Source organism: uncultured Tateyamaria sp. (genome assembly GCF_947503385.1).
Lineage (GTDB): Bacteria > Pseudomonadota > Alphaproteobacteria > Rhodobacterales > Rhodobacteraceae > Tateyamaria.
The window spans coordinates 543,066-557,229 of the sequence record NZ_CANNDO010000001.1 but is presented as its reverse complement, the minus strand read 5'-3'; the positions used below and the strand labels follow the sequence as shown (position 1 = coordinate 557,229).

Below are 14,164 nucleotides of genomic sequence, written 5' to 3'. Positions count from 1 at the left end.
CTCCTCAGTTCGATTTCATCATCGCGTCCATGGCACGACGCACACGTTCATCCTCGGAATCGAGAAAACTCTGACCCATCTCATAGGCGCGCTGCACCTCGATCATCCGCGCCAGTTGCGTAATCGGATCAACATTCGACGCCTCTACAAATCCCTGAAGCACACGTGCGTTTTCTGCCGGTTCGAACCCGCCATCCGCACGGAACATCACGCCGCCCTCGCGCACCAGATCATCTGCCGCGACGGGTTGGACAATTCCAACCTGCCCCACCAAAACACCGTCGGCGCTGATGGTGCCGTCGGGGGAAATGGCGATGCTGCGGGCATCCGGCGGTACAAAGACCGGTGCGCCGCCCGCATCAAGAACGCGGTTGCCGTCGAACGTCACAAGATCGCCCTCGGCATTGGGGGAAAAGCCACCCGCGCGTGTCAGGCGTTCGCCTTGTGCCGTTTCAATCAGGAAAAACCCGTTGCCTTCAATGGCAAGGTCGTACGTGCCGCCGGTCTGATCCAGCGTGCCCTGTTCAAAGGACGTTCGCCGCACATTGGCCTGCCCCATCGACAATGACGGCGCCCCATCAACAGAGCTGACATATTCGGAGAATACGACCCCCTCCTGACGGTATCCGGTGGTTGCAGCATTGGCGATATTGTTCGCAACGATCTGCATTTCGCGCATCAATCCGTTCTGGCGCGTCAATGCGATATACCCTGTACTGTCCATGTTATCCTCCGACGATCAGCGGAACGAGCTGGTTTTGAAAAAACGAGACCATCGTCTGGGTCATGAAGCCCATCGAAATCCAGAACACCGCGACAATCGCTGCCAGTTTCGGCACAAAGGTCAGCGTCATTTCCTGAATGGACGTCAGCGCCTGCACGAGCCCGATTGAAACCCCGGCCAGCAGCGCAACCGTCAGGATCGGCACCGACACGATGACGGCGATCCAGAGCGCATGGCGCAACGTGTCGTAAAAGATGATCTCTTCGATCATCAGACAGGCATCCGCAGGATTTCCTGATAGGCTTCGACGACGCGGTTACGGACGGTCACTGCCGTTTCAACGGCCAATTCTGTCTGTGCCAAAGCCTGAACGAGCGCATGGGGATCCACGTCGCCGACCATCGCTTTTTGCGATACGGCCTCGCTTTCGGCGAGCGTGTTGGCAAAATCGGCGGCCATCTGGCCGAACATGCTGTTGCCAGAACCTTCTGTGGGTTGCGTGGCCGGGCGAGAGGACGCATAGCCCTGCGCGGCAGAGACGATCATCGATTCCATTCTGGAACTCCTTTGTTTGCGCGGGCTTTACCGGCGCAGCAGTTGCATCAACCCGGACGACATCTGCCGGGCCTGTTCGAACATTTTCAGGTTGGCTTCGTAGCTGCGCTGCGCTTCGCGCGCGTCGGCAAGCTCAATCAAAAGCTGTACATTCGATCCTTCGTAATGCCCGGAGCCATCCGCCATGGGATGCGACGGGTCAAAAATCCGGTCCAAAGGCCGGTCATCCAATGACATCCGCCCAACCTCGACCTGCGACACGCCATCTTTCATGCGCACATCAAAGGGAATGGTCTTGCGACGGTAGCCGGGTGTGTCTGCGTTCGAGATATTCTCCGACAGATGCCGCAACCGCGACGCCTGCGCCTGCAGGCCACTTGTCGAGATACTCAGCGCTTTTCCAAATTCACTCATGCCAACGCACCTTATTGCCGACCAAGGCTCGTGCGCAGGATCGTGAGCGCGGAGCGGTAGATTGCGAGAGACCGGTCGTGCTGTCGTTTGGCGTCGGTGCCGCGCAACATTTCTGCGTCGATGGACACCGAGTTGCCATCGGGCGACGCAAAGCTTGGGTCTTTTTCGATCATGGTGCGCGCGTCGGCGGCGCGACCGTGCAAGTGCCCGTCTCGTGTAGCGCGCTGCATCCCGCCGCTGGATTCAGCGGGCGCATAGATGTCTTTGAACGACGGCAAATCGCGGGCGACATAACCCGGCGTGTCGGCATTTGCGACATTCTGGGCAACGACGGCCTGCTTTTGTCCAGCGTGGACAGCCATGGCGTAAGCGGTTTCAAAAACGGTCAGTCTTTGGAACATCGGGGCTTCTCCCTCGATTGATTTCAACCAAGGCTTAAGGGTGATTCCTTTAAAAACGGTTTGCGAACATTTGGAGAACCCGATGACACAGCAACTCGCCCTGAAATCACTGACCACACGGCTGTCGCAAATCCGGCCGGAACAGGTCATGGGCCGCGTCAATGGCGTGGATGGCGGCGTCGTCCGCGTCCGTGGCTTGGAAAAGGTCGCGCGTCTTGGCGATCGGGCAACGATCACGAACCGCGACCACACCAAGGTGCAGTGCGAGGTTGTTCAACTGTCCGACGCGCATGTTGTGCTCTTGCCCGATTCGGAGCTTGAGGGGGTGTCGCTTGGTGATCCGGTAACCTTGTCGCGCGGCGGGCGTATTGCGCCAAGTGACAGTTGGATTGGCCGGTTGATTGATCCGGATGGAAATCCGCTGGATGGAAGACCACTTGCGGCTGGTGCGACCACACGGTCCTTGCGCGCGTCGCCACCCGCCCCGGCGCAACGGCGGGCCTTGGGTCCGCGTCTGGCCACAGGTCATCTGACCTTTGACACCGTTTTGCCAATTGTGCGTGGGCAGCGGATCGGTCTCTTTGCCGGGTCGGGCGTCGGGAAAAGCAGCTTGATGGGGCGCCTCTCGCAACGGATGGAGGCAGATGTTGTTGTGATTGCCTTGATCGGTGAGCGTGGCCGGGAAGTTCGCCATTTTGTCGACGAGACGCTGGGGCCGGAAGGGCTGGCGCGCAGTGTCGTGGTCGCGGCAACTTCGGATCAATCACCGTTGGTGCGGCGCCGGTGTGCGTGGACCGCCATGACAATAGCAGAGCATTTCCGCGATGCGGGCAAATCGGTCCTGCTGGTTGCGGATTCAATCACCCGTTTCGCCGAAGCGCACCGAGAGGTGGCAATTGCCGCTGGTGAAGCGCCCGTTTTGCGCGGTTACCCGCCATCGACCGCCCATTTAATCATGTCACTCTGTGAGCGCGCCGGACCCGGCATGGGCCGACAAGGAGATATCACAGCGGTGTTCAGCGTATTGGTGCCAGGTTCCGATATGGACGAACCGATTGCGGATATCTTGCGCGGCGTTCTGGACGGACACGTGGTGCTGGACCGCGACATCGCAGAACGCGGACGGTTTCCTGCTGTGGACGTCCTGCGCTCGGTCTCGCGCAGCCTGCCTGCGGCGGCGACAGATTCGGAAAATGAGGTTTTGGCGACGGTGCGCAAGCATTTGAGCGTCTATGCCAAGAACCGGGTGATGATCTCTGCCGGGTTGTACACCTCCGGCGCGGATGCCAACATAGATGCCGCGATTGATGTTTGGTCAGAATTGGACGCGGCGCTCGGGATGCAACATGACAAAGGCATCTCTCACAGTTTTGACCATCTCAAGCTGATCTTACGGCGTGGCGGTCGCGGGGTGAACGTCGGATCAAAGCGACCGCATATGGCGTGAGAAAGACCTGAAACTACAGAAACCGCGCCCAAGGCCTGCTTTTTTGACCAGCGCGCCGCAAAAACGCGTTTAGCTCGACAGCAACGTCAACGCGATTGAGGCGCCAGACGCACCCGCCCCAAAGGTTTCCAGTTGAGAGCGCGCAAGATACGTTGTGATGAGCTGATCCAGTTTTTCAGGGTCCGCGAACTCGGCAGGGTCCGACACGCCGAATGTCCGTTCCGCCCGCTCTTTGAAAACATCAAGCTGTTGATCGATGTCGACCTGGCCAAACTGTGAGGGCAGACCCAGTGCGGTTTCAAAAACCTCCCGCAAGGGCGGTTGTCCCATGATCGAAAACCACTTTTGATTCACGGAGCCGTCGGTCGAAGTTATGTCCGGCACGATCCGTTCGGCATACAGCGCCAGACGCATACTTTCGTCTTGCGCGCCTGTTGCAATTTCAAAGCTCGCCGCTTGGTATTTTTGCACGATTCCATCGGCAAAGTCCGAGAGCCGCGCGCCCCGGAACTCGCCTGGACCCAGCCCAAACGCTTCGGACAGATCGCGGTACCGCGTATCGGTGAACCGATTTGCAAGTGCATCGCTTGCTGTCGTCCCTTCCTCCAGCATTTTTTGGATGAAAAACGTGTTGTTGATGTCATCCTGTAACCCGAATGCACCAAGCGCGACCGTCAACAATCGCCGATCCGACACAAGCTCTTCAGCCGTCTCGACCGAACCAATTTTTTCAGCGAAATACTCCGTGTCCCGCTTGATTGCGGCAGAGTCGTTGAACGCAGCCGTTTGGCGATCATAGGTCGATTGCAGGAATTGCCAGCCCGCCAACCCATTTGAAACGAGAACCGGTTGAAACATTGCGGTCAAGCTCCGGCGGCGAGAAGGCGTTCTTCACGCGGCAGTAACGTGCGCAGCGCCTTGAGGCAGCGATAGTGATCTTGCTGCACCAACGCGTAGGATGCCGCATCCAGATGTTTGCGACTGTCGCTGTCGACAAACACCTGACTCAACTCTTCGATACTGCGCAACAGACTGCGATTTGCCTCTTGGGCGGACATATCACCAGACAGGACCAATTGAACGGCGTAACACACGCGACGCACTGGTGTCTTGGCATCCTCAGGGTGGATGGCGTCGCGCAAACGCAAGATATTCGCGTGTGGCGTCATGATGGTCAGGCGAGACCGCCGGTCACCGTTTTCGATGACGGCACCGTTGATCAGCACCCGTTCTTTGGGGCTGAGTTTCAAGACGAGGCCACTCATTTCGATGGTCCTTCTGACTTGAGGCCGCGCATCACTGCCATGTTGATTTCGAGCAGGGGCATCACCGACGCTCCATCCCGCAAAATTTTGCGGGTGTGGTGCTGGGTGAATTCCGAAAGATACAGCACGCGTGCCTTCAAATCGCTGGGGATTGGATTTTCGGGATCCGCCAGATCGACAACCAAGGCAGTCCAGAGACGCCGGTTTAGATGCAAGGCCTCGGCATAGGCAGGAAAATTAGCTTTGGCCTTTGTGGCCGTATCACGCAGACCTTGGGTCACTCGAGCAAACACGTCGTATTCTGACCGACGCTCATTGCGTGTGGTCACTGCATTTTCTGCGTATCCGCGCATGGCAAGTGTTGTTGCGTTCACAGCTCGGGCCTCTTTGTTTGTTTTTATGAGGTTGGAAGGCGCCCGCTACGAGCGCCTTCCAAGGTCAGTTTACCGGAACAGCGACAGGATGGTCTGCGGTGCCTGGTTTGCAATCGACAGGGATTGCACACCCAGCTGCTGCTGTGTCTGGAGCGCCTGCAAACGTGCTGACACCTCTTCCATGTCGGCATCCACCAGCGAACCAATGCCGGACTTCAGCGAGTCCGAAAGCTGGCTGATGAACTCGGACTGAGTTTCAATCCGGTTCTGGGCCGAACCAAAGGATGCAGCGGCGTCAATCGACGTCTGGATCAGCGCGTCAATTGTACCCAGCGCATTGGTTGCGCCGTTGTCGGTGGTCACGTCAATTGTTTGCACTGCGGCCAGGCCGTTAGAACCGTTAGCACCAGGCGTGCCGCCCTCGGACACTTCGGTGAAGACGAGGATCGGATCTGCACCACCACCGGCGGTGTTTTCGATCCGGAACACATTGTCATCGCCAGCGCCAGCCGGATCAAACGTCACCGAGTAACCTTCGCCGGACGCCGTAGCGGCGTCAAAGAACGACTGGATCTGGTTGCCCAGTTGGCGTGCCACATCATTCACACTGTCGTCCGCTGTCGCAACATATTCGAAGGTCCGGAGACCCAGCGTGCTGCTGCCGTCCGCAGTGTTGATGTTCAGATCGTCCAACGTGATGGAGTAGCTGACGCCCTCGGCCACCTGGCTGAAGGTAAAGTCCAGAGTGCCGCCATCTGCGATTGTCGATGTTGCAGTCGCCGCATTGTCGCGATCATAGTCGGTCGCCAGGGCAAAGTTAGTGTCGTCAGCACCAGCCTGGATGTACTCGTTGGCGACGTCCTGATCACCGGCACCAGCAGTTGCTGTACCAGCGGCCACCGCGCCCAGCGCCTGCGCTGTCACGGACCCGGTCACGGCCAGGTTCTGACGCTCGACAGAGATTTGACGATCTGTCACCGAACCGTCGGATGCGCGGTCGAGCGAGGACAGCACGTTCATCGCATCGGTGCTGGTGCCATCCAACAGGTTCAGGCCATTGAACTGCGCCGCGCTGACAACCGAACCGATTTGCTCGGACAGGGCGTCAATGTCTGCCTGAATGGCGTCGCGATCCACGTTTTCTTCCTGCGCGGCGACGATACGACCCTTCATCTCGGTCAGCAGGTCAGTCACTGTTTCCGACGCGTTCCGGGCAACCGCCACGGTGCTTTCACCCAGCGACAGGCTTTCCGACACGGCTTTGAAACCTGCAACATCGGATTCCATGACTTTGGAAATTGCCCAGACGGCAGAGTTGTCTTTGGCGCTCGAAATCGACTTACCTGTCGAAATCTCTGTCTGCGTCATCGCCAGATTCTTGTTGATGGATTTAAGGGTCTGAAGCGCAACCATTGCGCTGTTGTTCGTGAGAATGCTCGACATTTGCATTTCCTTTTGTCGCGGCGCTTTGCGCCAAGGTTTACGTCCCGCCCCCCGATGGGACGGCCCAATGCCGTTCTGACAGTTGCAAAGCCCAAGTTTGGCCATGCGCCACTCATTCCGAGTGCGGGGGCACCTTTGCGCCGGATTGCCTAACGCTTTGCTAAGCGCCGTGTTCCGAGTACGTCGGATTTGAATCAACCCGGTCTATGCGCGCTTCTCGACCGACCGCTCGACACCGATATCGACGGATGCCTTGGCACCGTCCTCATCGTAATACTCCAGCGACTGACGCACGCGCCGCACCATCGCCAGTCGGCGGGCCACCGACCGGATGCCCGCCAGCGCGCTGTCCAGCAGCGCCTGATTGCGCTGTAGTTTCGCCTGAACGCCTTGCAGACCTGTATCGGCCTCCGCCACATCGAGGCGGCCCAGCTGATCCAGCAATGCTTCTTTGCGGCTGTGCATGTCGCCCAAGCTGTCCAGATCACCGCTCAGCAGTGCGGCGCGCTCTTCTTCCAGAAGGGCGTCCATGGATGCGAGTATTGTATAAGGTGTGTCATCCTTCATTTTGGCGATCCTTCAACGATTGATACAGATGTTCGGCCAGACCAATGCCGCCGGCCTGCACCATCTTTTCCGCCTGCGCGTCCACAAGAAACGACGCAAACTGCTCTTCTCCCGCGCCGCCGCCCAGAGCCTCGCGCGCCTCGCCGTATCCAGCAGATTTCAACATCTCCGCCAAAAAACTCGCTTCGAGCTTTTGGGCGGCTTTCATCAGCTTGGCGTCATGTGGTTGCGTCGGCGGAGTCAGCGGGCCGGACAGGGGGAGCGAATCCATGGGCAGGTTTCCTTCAATTCGAACGATTTTTCCGAGCATGACGGACAAGCAGTAAAGAACCGGTAACTCTGTGCGGTCATGGTTGTCACATCGCGGAAGAATTCCCGGAGTAGGCATGAATCAAGTTCTGATACCAAAGGTCGATGCGGCCACGCCCCAGATCGCGCGCGCTACCGATGCCAAGCGCGTCGATATCGGCGGGGGCATGACACGCCCGCCCGAACAGGACGATACCCCTGAGTTCGGTGCGGTCTTTCTGGCGGGGGAGGATGCAAAAACCCCTCACGCTGCTCCGCAGATCAAAATTCCGGTGGACACAAATGCTCCGGCAGCCGAAGCGTCTGATGCGCCGGTTGATACCAAGCCTGCGGGCAAACCGTCTGAGATTATGGTCGAACAGGATGTGCCAAAGGCTGGCACCACACCACAGTCATCGGAGCCGGGCGTTACGATAGAAAAAACGACGCAGTCGGTCGTTGATCAACCCAAAGCTGCCCGGCAACCGCACCACACAGGCGCTGAGCAAAACACCGGCGCTGTGCAGACCTCTGACGTTGAAACAGCGCCTGCAATGGCAAAGCCCGCGACCACGGCATCTGATGGGCCCGTCCAGAACCCCTCGCCTGAGCCGGTGCAAGCCGTGGAACATGTCCCCCCGCAACAGGTCAAGCACGACAAGGCGATACCGCCAGCAGCAGAGACACAAAAAGAGGTTAGGCGCGCCACGCCTTCACCGGCGGTGCATCGGCATATCCTCGAATCAGTGATGGCTGTGCCCGCCCAAACCCCGGACGTGCCGCGCATGACGTCGCAGAAGGTGATCGTACCACACGCGATGCCAGAGGCCGCCATGCCGCCGACGCGACGTGTCGCGCCCGTCGTTCACACCGAAGCGGGCATTCGGCCACCTGCAGCGGCGCAATCGCCTGTCGCGATACCGAATATGGCGGATATACCATCCCGTGACGCGCCCGAAGCCGCAGCCATGACGCCGGAACGGGTATCGGCAACGCCGCGCGACGGGACAACTGCGGCGGCCGAAATGATGCCGCGAACGACCGCCACCACACCTGCCAAACACACGGTCACCCAAACGATGTTTCTTGCATCATTCGACGGTGCTCGGCCTTTGGGCACTGACACCGCTATTCGATTGCACGCCGACGCGCTGGAGGTTGTTCCGTGGGACCTGCGCGCCGCACAGACCAGCGCGGTCACAACAGGGCCTGTGATGCTAACACAACGGGCGGACCTCCCGCCGCATGTGGCACAGCAACTGGCCGTCGCATTGCAGAAAGCGCCGGACAAGCCCGTTGAAATCGCGTTGAATCCACCCGAATTGGGGCGGGTGCGTATGGTCATGAACGCATCGGATACCGGGGTTGTTGTGCAGGTTCTGACCGAACGCTCGGACACGTTGGACCTGATGCGGCGCAACATAGATGAACTTGGCCGCGCCCTGTCGGATTTGGGATACGAAGACATCTCGTTCAGCTTTGGTCAGGGCGACACGGGCGACGCGCAGGCCGACGCAGATGACACCTCTCCGGACATGCTCACGCTAGACATGGACGACGTGCCTGCGCCCGCGGGCGCGCGCACTGCACACACACCGGCACTGGCCATCGCGCCGGACAGCATAGACATAAGGCTCTGACACTATGGATGTTACACAGGTTTCCGCCGCCACTGCGGCCTCAAACACGACAAGCAACACCAACAGCGTGCTCAGTTCGGATTTTGAGGTTTTTCTCCAGATGCTGACCGCGCAGGCAGAGTATCAGGATCCGCTCGAACCTATCGATTCTTCGGAATATGCGGCGCAACTTGCGCAGTTCTCCATGGTGGAGCAGCAGGTGTCGACCAACGACCTGTTGGAACAGATGCTGGTCGCCTTTGGCGCCAATGACATGAGCGGCGCGGCGAACTGGATCGGACTGGAGGCGCTGGTGACAGGCCCCGTTCAATTCGAAGGCGCACCCATCACCATCTCGCCCAACCCACCGGTTGCCGCGGACGCGGTGGAGCTTGTGGTCTATAACGCCCAAGGCACCGAAGTGCAGCGACGCACCTTGCCCGTGGGGGCGGAACCTTATGTGTGGGATGGCCTCAATGCGGCAGGCAGCCCGCTGGCCTATGGCGAATACACCCTCAAAGTCGAAAGCAGCGCCAATGGCGAAGTGCTGACCGAGGATCCAGCGCTAAGCTACACGCGCGTCACAGAGGCGCGGATAGACAATGGTACAACTCTGCTCGTGCTGCAAAATGGGTACATGATCGAAGCGGCCAATGTGATTGGCCTGCGCGAACCGGCTTAAGGCAGCCGATCCGCAATGGCGAGCGCAGCATAAATCGGCGGCATCACCAACCGCCGCAGACGGCCCAGCGGAAAACGCGCAGGCAGGCTGCGTATCGCTGCGGGCAAGTCATCGGGCGACTGACCTTGGACCAGCGCGGCAAGACAGGCCCCTGTATAGGTGCCCATGGCCACCCCATTGCCGTGGAACGCAAATCCGGCCAAGACGTTCGGCGCGTCGGGCAGCGCGCCCACAAACGGCAGTTGCGCCCGGCTCAGGCACACAAGGCCGGACCAGCCATGCGTTACCTCAACCGTCTCCCAAGCTGGAAACATCCTGCGAAAATCGCGCAAGATCGCGGCGCGCGCACGCACCTCGGCACCGGGGTTGGACAACAACCCGCCGCGCATACCGAACAGGAACCGCCCATCCGGCAGAAGCCGAAAGTAATGCAAAAGGTGTCGCGTGTCATAGGACATCTGAGAAGATGTCCAACCCTGCGCCTCCTGCTCTGCCCGGCTGAGCGGTCGCGTGACCAGCACGTTGGACTGCGCAGGCAAGTAGCGACCGCGCATCCAATCCGGCACATCCTCGCTGCTGTAACCGTTCGTGGCGAGGATCACACGGTCCGCCGTCACTGAGCCCTTGGCGGTGCGCACTCCGTCAGGGCCGATTTGCGTCACCGCACTGTATTCAAAGAACTGGACACCAGCGGCGCGGGCTGCCCTCACAAGACCTGCCAGATACTTGCGCGGGTTCAGTGCGAAACCGATGGGGACGGTCAGCGCCCGATGGAATGGGCCACCCATGCCGATGTCAGCCGGATTGTCGATGCGGGGCGTAACGCCATAGTTCTCTTCGATGTTCCGGGCGGCGGCGTCGAATCCTGCACCGTCCCGCGCGCGATGAGCAAGGAGCGTTTCGCCCTCGGAATGGCGGTCCACGTTCAGGCCCAATGTCTCGATCAGATCGGCGACCAGCGCGACCGCGTCCCGTTCACAGCGCCGCCATGCCAGACGCCCGTCCTTGCCAAAACGGCGGTCCAATGTGGCATCCGACGCGATACCGCCACCCAGACAGCAGAACCCGCCGTTGCGGCCCGACGCGCCCCAGCCGATCCGCGTCGCCTCCAGCACCATGACGGACACACCGGCGCGCGCCAAATGCAGCGCTGCGGACACACCGGTGATCCCCGCCCCGACCACCACCACATCGCAGCGCAATTGCCCCCGAACGGCGTCGGCAGGTGCGATGTCACAGGTTTCATCCCACCAGCATCCGTCGCGCGGGCCGGGGCCATAGGTGTAATCCGAAAAGATACGCCTCATGCCGCGCGCGCGGCGGCCTGTTCGTCGCGCGCGGCCTGCACCGCCGCCCGTTTGGTCGCAAGCGACGCGGCGACGACACCGATCGTCACAAGGCCGATCAGGATTGTGCTGAGCGCATTGATCTCGGGACTGACACCCAATCGGACGGAAGACCAGATTTTCATCGGCAGGGTGGTGGCCGACGGACCCGCAGTAAAGGACGCGATGACCAGATCATCGAGGCTGAGTGTAAAGGCCAAAAGCCAGCCGGAAATCACCGCAGGCGCAATGATCGGCAGCGTAACAAGGCGAAATGCGTCAAATGCAGATGCGCCAAGGTCCAGTGCGGCCTCTTCCAGCGAACGGTCAAAGGTGACAAGGCGGGACGACACCACAACCGACACAAAGCACATCGAAAACGTGGTGTGCGCCAGAACAATGGTCAGCACCCCGCGATCAAGCCCGATGCCGATGAACAGCAATAGCAGCGACAGGCCCGTGATCACCTCGGGCATGACCAGCGGCGCATAGATCATTCCGGAAAACAGCGTCCGACCAAAGAAGCGCCCACCGCGCACCAGCACATAAGCCGCCATCGTGCCCAGCACCGTTGCGATGGTCGATGAGATCACGGCAACGCGCAGCGTCACCCAGGCGGCGTCCAAAAACGCTTCGTTCCGAAGCAACTCGCCATACCATTGGGTGGAGAATCCAGCCCAGACAGTCACGAGTTTGGATGCGTTAAAGCTGTAGACCACAAGGATCAGCATGGGGATGTAGAGGAACACAAACCCCAGCGTCAGCGACACCACGTTGAAGGGCGAGAGCCGGTTCATGCGCCCGCCTCGGTCTGGCGTTGCTGGTTCTGTTGGAACAGCACCAGCGGAACCACGAGGATCAAGAGCAGGATCACCGCCACCGCAGAGGCGACCGGCCAGTCCCGGTTGGAGAAGAACTCTTCGAACAGCACCTTACCGATCATCAACGTGCCGGAACCTCCCAGTAGCGAGGGGATGACAAACTCACCCAGCGCGGGGATGAAAACAAGGAAACTGCCCGCGATGATCCCGTTCTTGGACAACGGCACGGTGATCAGCCAGAATGCCTTGAGCCGCGAACAGCCCAAGTCTTCGGCCGCTTCAATCAGCGATCCGTCCAGCCGGTCCAAGGCTGAGTAGATCGGCAGGATCATGAACGGCAGGTACGTGTAGACAATGCCGATATAGACCGCCGTGGGGGTGTTCAGGATCGTGAGCGGTTCATGGATCACTCCAATCCAGAGCAGGAATTGGTTCAGGAACCCCTCGTTCGACAGGATGCCGACCCACGCGTAAACGCGGATCAGAAAGGACGTCCAGAACGGCAGGATCACAAGCATCAGCAGCGTGGGCCGCCACGCCTCGGGCGCGCGGGCCATGGCATACGCCATCGGGTAGCCAACCATCAGCGTCAATACGGTCGAGATGAACGCAATCTGGAGAGAGCTGAGATAGGCTTTCCAATACAGGTCGTCTTCGGACAAAAAGACATAATTCTCAAAATCCAACTGGGACAACATGGTCCAGATGCCGTCCTTGGCCGTGGGGGTGTAGGGCGGAATGGCCAGTGCGATGTCTGACAGCGATATTTTGAAGACCACCGCGAACGGGATCAGGAACAGGGCCAACAGCCACGCATAGGGGATCGCTATGAGGGCCGCGCGCCTCATGTGTCCAGCACCACCCCGGCGGTGCCGGACCAACTGACCCAGACGTTGTCTTCCCACGTGATGTCGCGGCGGGCGACGCGGCGGGTGTTCGCCGTCTGCGCCTTGATCATCGTGCCGTTGGCCAGTTCCACGTGGTATGTGGACAGGTTGCCCAGATAGGCGATGTCGATCACCTTGCCTTGCAACACGTTCACAGCCTGCGGCTTGGATTTGGAAATGGCGACCTTTTCAGGGCGCAGCGCCAGCTTGACCCGTTTCCCGTCAAGCGCCGGGTCACCGTCAACCGAAATCAGGGGGGGCTGACCATCGGCCCAGTCAATTTCGACCCCGCCCGAAGGCACCTCCACCGGCGCGTTGGGGGCCGGTTCCGCTTCCGTTGCAGATGGCGGTGGAAGCTGCCGCACGATGTCCTTGCGCGCGCCAATCACAGGGGCCAACACCTTGTCATGCAGCCACAGGCCCAACGCGTTGGGCTGCGGGGTGCGGACGGTTTGGGCCGCCGGTGCCGGTTCTTCGGCGGATGTCGCAGGGCCGGTGGCGGGTGTGCTGCGGGCACGTGCCACCCCTTCGATCAGGGTCACGTCACCGATAAAATCCGCCACATAGGCGGAATTTGGAGCCTCGTAGATCACTGTCGGCGTGGCCACCTGCATCACGCGGCCTTCGTCCATCACGGCCACGCGGGACGCGACGGTCATCGCTTCTTCCTGATCGTGGGTGACGATGACGAATGTCGTGCCGGTTTTTTCCTGAATGTCCATCAACTCGAACTGCGTCGCCTCGCGCAGCTTGGCATCCAGCGCGCCGAGCGGTTCGTCCAAAAGCAGCAGCTTGGGCGCTTTGGCCAGCGACCGCGCCAGTGCCACCCGCTGACGTTGCCCGCCCGATATCTGGTGCGGCTTGCGGCGGGCAAACTTTTCCAGCCGGGTCAGCTTGAGCATTTCGTCAACACGTTCGGCAATCGCCACCTTGTCGCTGCTTTCGCGGCGCAGGCCAAAGGCGATGTTGTCCCAGATGGTCAGGTGCGGAAACAACGCATAAGACTGGAACATCATATTCACGGCCCGCTTGTTCGCGGGTACGCCGGCGATGTTCTGGCCCGCCAGTTCGATGGCGCCTTCGGTCGGGTCCTCGAACCCCGCCAGCATCCGCATCATCGTTGTCTTGCCACAGCCCGACGGGCCCAGCAGGGCAAAGAATTCCCGTTCGTAAATGTCGAGGGTCAGGTCATCAATTGCAACGAAATCGCCAAAGCGTTTGGTGACATTGCGAAACCGGATCAGCGGTTTCTCGTTCGCGTCATCCCAGGGTGCGAAAACAGTCTCTGCCAAGGGGACATCCGTCTATCAAAATGAAAAAGGGGCGCGACACATGCCGCGCCCCGCAATCAG

18 protein-coding genes are annotated in these 14,164 nt (G+C 59.9%); 3 read left to right on the top strand and 15 right to left on the bottom strand.

Annotation, left to right across the window (positions count from 1 at the left end; translation table 11 throughout):
- Nucleotides 1-4: 4 nt before the first annotated feature.
- From Q1A85_RS02770 to Q1A85_RS02750, 5 genes are read right to left on the bottom strand one after another with little or no spacing between them, the layout of a single operon-like run.
- Nucleotides 5-724: a flagellar hook-basal body complex protein gene (locus Q1A85_RS02770; RefSeq protein WP_299684827.1), complete on the bottom strand. Its 720-nt coding sequence runs from the start codon at nt 722-724 to the stop codon at nt 5-7.
- A 1-nt stretch (nt 725) separates the two neighbouring features.
- Nucleotides 726-995 (bottom strand): flagellar biosynthetic protein FliQ, encoded by a 270-nt coding sequence (locus Q1A85_RS02765; RefSeq protein ID WP_299684825.1) that lies wholly within the window; start codon nt 993-995, stop codon nt 726-728.
- Complete coding sequence (fliE, locus tag Q1A85_RS02760; protein ID WP_299684823.1) at nt 995-1,279, bottom strand: flagellar hook-basal body complex protein FliE; 285 nt, start codon at nt 1,277-1,279, stop codon at nt 995-997. Before fliE ends, Q1A85_RS02765 begins: the two co-directional genes overlap by 1 nt.
- A gap of 27 nt (nt 1,280-1,306) precedes the next feature.
- A complete protein-coding gene (gene flgC / locus Q1A85_RS02755) occupies nt 1,307-1,693 on the bottom strand; it encodes a flagellar basal body rod protein FlgC (protein ID WP_299684821.1) in 387 nt (128 codons plus the stop codon).
- Between the two features lie 11 nt (nt 1,694-1,704).
- Nucleotides 1,705-2,094: a FlgB family protein gene (locus Q1A85_RS02750; protein ID WP_299684819.1), complete on the bottom strand. Its 390-nt coding sequence runs from the start codon at nt 2,092-2,094 to the stop codon at nt 1,705-1,707.
- A gap of 82 nt (nt 2,095-2,176) precedes the next feature.
- On the opposite strand from Q1A85_RS02750, the gene Q1A85_RS02745 reads away from it, so the two are divergent.
- Nucleotides 2,177-3,541, top strand: coding sequence for a FliI/YscN family ATPase (locus tag Q1A85_RS02745; RefSeq protein WP_299684817.1), 1,365 nt, complete (start codon nt 2,177-2,179; stop codon nt 3,539-3,541).
- A 69-nt stretch (nt 3,542-3,610) separates the two neighbouring features.
- On the opposite strand, the gene Q1A85_RS02740 is transcribed toward Q1A85_RS02745, so the two are convergent.
- From Q1A85_RS02740 to Q1A85_RS02715, 6 genes are all read right to left on the bottom strand, one after another.
- The gene (locus tag Q1A85_RS02740) at nt 3,611-4,399 is read right to left on the bottom strand and encodes a DUF1217 domain-containing protein (RefSeq protein WP_299684815.1); all 789 of its coding nucleotides are present in this window, start codon (nt 4,397-4,399) and stop codon (nt 3,611-3,613) included.
- 5 nt (nt 4,400-4,404) lie between these two features.
- Entirely contained in the window at nt 4,405-4,806 is a 402-nt protein-coding gene (gene flbT / locus Q1A85_RS02735) for a flagellar biosynthesis repressor FlbT (RefSeq protein ID WP_299684813.1), read from the bottom strand.
- Nucleotides 4,803-5,180, bottom strand: a complete 378-nt coding sequence (gene flaF / locus Q1A85_RS02730) for a flagellar biosynthesis regulator FlaF (RefSeq protein WP_299684811.1) — start codon at nt 5,178-5,180, stop codon at nt 4,803-4,805. Before flaF ends, flbT begins: the two co-directional genes overlap by 4 nt.
- A gap of 69 nt (nt 5,181-5,249) precedes the next feature.
- A complete protein-coding gene (locus Q1A85_RS02725; RefSeq protein WP_299684809.1) occupies nt 5,250-6,623 on the bottom strand; it encodes a flagellin in 1,374 nt (457 codons plus the stop codon).
- A gap of 204 nt (nt 6,624-6,827) precedes the next feature.
- A complete protein-coding gene (locus tag Q1A85_RS02720) occupies nt 6,828-7,190 on the bottom strand; it encodes a flagellar biosynthesis protein FlgN (protein WP_299684798.1) in 363 nt (120 codons plus the stop codon).
- Complete coding sequence (locus Q1A85_RS02715) at nt 7,180-7,461, bottom strand: rod-binding protein (protein WP_299686336.1); 282 nt, start codon at nt 7,459-7,461, stop codon at nt 7,180-7,182. The genes Q1A85_RS02720 and Q1A85_RS02715 overlap by 11 nt, the downstream gene beginning before the upstream one ends.
- A gap of 115 nt (nt 7,462-7,576) precedes the next feature.
- Here Q1A85_RS02715 and Q1A85_RS02710 point away from each other — a divergent pair, with 115 nt between their 5' ends.
- Complete coding sequence (locus Q1A85_RS02710) at nt 7,577-9,118, top strand: flagellar hook-length control protein FliK (RefSeq protein ID WP_299684796.1); 1,542 nt, start codon at nt 7,577-7,579, stop codon at nt 9,116-9,118.
- A 4-nt stretch (nt 9,119-9,122) separates the two neighbouring features.
- Nucleotides 9,123-9,779 (top strand): flagellar hook capping FlgD N-terminal domain-containing protein, encoded by a 657-nt coding sequence (locus Q1A85_RS02705; protein WP_299684794.1) that lies wholly within the window; start codon nt 9,123-9,125, stop codon nt 9,777-9,779.
- Here the strand turns inward: Q1A85_RS02705 and Q1A85_RS02700 are convergent.
- The 4 genes from Q1A85_RS02700 to Q1A85_RS02685 are packed head-to-tail and all read right to left on the bottom strand — an operon-like array spanning nt 9,776 to nt 14,104.
- Entirely contained in the window at nt 9,776-11,086 is a 1,311-nt protein-coding gene (locus Q1A85_RS02700; RefSeq protein WP_299684792.1) for an FAD-binding oxidoreductase, read from the bottom strand. The two genes, Q1A85_RS02705 and Q1A85_RS02700, sit on opposite strands and share 4 nt — an antisense overlap.
- Nucleotides 11,083-11,901 carry an ABC transporter permease subunit gene (locus tag Q1A85_RS02695; protein WP_299684790.1) on the bottom strand — a complete coding sequence of 273 codons (819 nt, stop codon included), beginning with the start codon at nt 11,899-11,901 and terminating at the stop codon, nt 11,083-11,085. The genes Q1A85_RS02700 and Q1A85_RS02695 overlap by 4 nt, the downstream gene beginning before the upstream one ends.
- Nucleotides 11,898-12,773, bottom strand: coding sequence for an ABC transporter permease subunit (locus Q1A85_RS02690; protein ID WP_299684788.1), 876 nt, complete (start codon nt 12,771-12,773; stop codon nt 11,898-11,900). The genes Q1A85_RS02695 and Q1A85_RS02690 overlap by 4 nt, the downstream gene beginning before the upstream one ends.
- The gene (locus Q1A85_RS02685; RefSeq protein WP_299684786.1) at nt 12,770-14,104 is read right to left on the bottom strand and encodes an ABC transporter ATP-binding protein; all 1,335 of its coding nucleotides are present in this window, start codon (nt 14,102-14,104) and stop codon (nt 12,770-12,772) included. The genes Q1A85_RS02690 and Q1A85_RS02685 overlap by 4 nt, the downstream gene beginning before the upstream one ends.
- Nucleotides 14,105-14,164 lie beyond the last annotated feature (60 nt).